We start from the raw sequence: 2000 nt of genomic DNA on the forward strand, positions 1-2000 counted from the left end.
TGCCTGCCCGCCGCGCCGCCCCCCCCGCCCCGCGACGGGCGGGGCCGGCTCGTGCTGGCACTGGGCGAGGTCACCGGCCACGCGCACGCGGTCCTCGGGCCGGGTGAACTGGTGCGGGAGCCGGGGCCGTTGGGGCCGATGCTGCTGCACCTGCCCCAGGGTGGCCGGGTGGTCCACGAGGAGCATGCGGCGATCGCCCTGCCCAAGGGCTGGTACCGGGTGATCCGGCAGCGGGAGTACGTGCCGGGGTCCGTGCGGATCGTGGCGGACTGAGGGCGGTGCGGCGGAAGGTGACGGAGGGTTCGATGAGCATCGTGCACGCGTTGGGTACCGGTGGCGAGGGGTCGGCTGCGGTTCGCGGGGAGGCTGGGACCGGCGGACGGTCCGGGATTCCCGACGAGACCGGGTTCTGGCGCGCGTGTGCGGCGCAGACGGCTCCCGCCGACCGGGTGCGCGCGGAGCGGGGCGTCCGGCTGGCCTACCGGCGGGCCGGGCTCACCGAGCCGGAGCGCGTGGTGTGGGCCCGCTCCCCGCGTGAGGCGGTCGCCCTGATCCGGGCCGTGCGGGACACCGGACCCAGCGTCCGCGAGGCGGTGCGCACCGCACCGTGGGCAGCCGAACGGGCGAGGCTGCACGCGGAGTTGGGAGCGGAGGCCTGGTCGGCGCACTGGGCGGCGACCGGCGGCCGGCTGTGGGAGACGACACAGGCGCTCGTGGACCGCATCCGCCAGGGTGTGCTGGACGAGTTCACGGGGGCCGGGCCGAGCGGGCAGGGCTCGGCAGGGGCCCGGGTGCCCGGCGCGGCCGGCAGGTCGGAGCGAGCGGCCCGCTCCCGGGCGGAGGCGGAGATCCGGCTGCTCCTGCTGGACGCCGTGCTGGGCCAGCACGACGCGCCGTGGCTCGCCGCCTTCCCCACGGACCGGGCCCCGCTGGACGGGCTGGGCGAGGTGTGCCGCAGTGCGGGCTGGTGGTGGCCGTTCGCCGAGGTGGCGGTCGTGTGCGAACGCCCGGTCGCCCTGCACCGCGACGAGGCCGGCCGCCTCGACCACGGAGACGGCCCGGCACTCGCCTATCCCGACGGCTTCGCCCTGCACGCCTGGCGTGGCATGCCGGTACCGGCCGCTTTCCTCGCCGGGCTCCGCGCCCTCACGCCGGAACGCATCCGGGCCGAGGAGAACGCAGAGCTGCGCCGTGTGATGCTGGAGTACTACGGCTACGACCGCTATCTCACGGACTCCGGGGCTCGCCCCGTGCACCGGGACGAGACCGGCACGCTCTGGCGCATCGACCTGGACGGCGACGAGCCGGTCGTGATGGTGGAGGTGCTCAACTCCACCCCGGAGCCGGACGGGACCCGGCGCACCTACTGGCTGCGTGTCCCGCCGGCGACCGGGACGGCCAGACAGGGAGTCGCCTGGACCTTCGGGGTGTCGGCGGACGTGTACGCACCGCTGCGGGAGACGTGAGGCGGTCCGGCGCCCGCTCCGGCACTCGTCGTCGTCTCCGGTGAATGAGCCCGCGTTTCAGCCCCCGCTGTGCCGCCGCATCTCCGCCCCGTCTCCGCCGGCTCCTCAGTCCAGCAGCGCCGTGGCCTCCACGAAGTCGTCGTGGGCCTCGCCGTATTCTCCGGCGGCGACGAGGAGCATGGACCGGTCGGTCAGCGCCCTGCCCAGTGCCGGCCGGCCTTCCTCGGGACCGGCCAGGTCGGCCAGGCGGCGGGCGAGCGCGACGCCTTCGTCGAAGACCTGGCGAGGCGGGTTCGGGACGCAGTGGCTCCGTTTCTCCCAGTGGAGCGCCGTGCGGATGGTCACCCTGCGATGCATCTCGACCAGTTCCGCGAGGTGTTCCCGGGGGTTGTTCCCGGCCGCCTCCTTCAGGACGGCGGTCTCCTCCTCGAGCGTGTCCAGGCTGTCGGAGAACGCCTGCCGGATGTCGGGCGACCAGCGCTGAGAGCCGAACGCGGGTGCCGGGGCGCGGGGGGGGGGGGCCCGGGGGGCGGG

General features: G+C 75.5%; 2 protein-coding genes and 1 pseudogene. 2 read left to right on the forward strand and 1 reads right to left on the reverse strand.

All coding sequences use genetic code 11. The features are described 5' to 3' along the window. Positions 1-3 precede the first annotated feature (3 nt). Both ACFW2E_RS20140 and ACFW2E_RS20145 read left to right on the forward strand, forming a co-directional pair. Positions 4-273 carry a hypothetical protein gene (locus ACFW2E_RS20140; RefSeq protein WP_384468219.1) on the forward strand — a complete coding sequence of 90 codons (270 nt, stop codon included), beginning with the start codon at positions 4-6 and terminating at the stop codon, positions 271-273. Positions 274-305: 32 nt separating this feature from the next. Beyond that, entirely contained in the window at positions 306-1466 is a 1161-nt protein-coding gene (locus ACFW2E_RS20145) for a DUF6745 domain-containing protein (protein ID WP_384468214.1), read from the forward strand. A gap of 105 nt (positions 1467-1571) precedes the next feature. Here the strand turns inward: ACFW2E_RS20145 and ACFW2E_RS20150 are convergent. Beyond that, positions 1572-2000 (reverse strand): annotated as a pseudogene (locus ACFW2E_RS20150) (hypothetical protein); the annotation flags it as partial.

Source organism: Streptomyces sp. NPDC058964 (genome assembly GCF_042741275.1).
Taxonomy (GTDB): domain Bacteria; phylum Actinomycetota; class Actinomycetes; order Streptomycetales; family Streptomycetaceae; genus Streptomyces.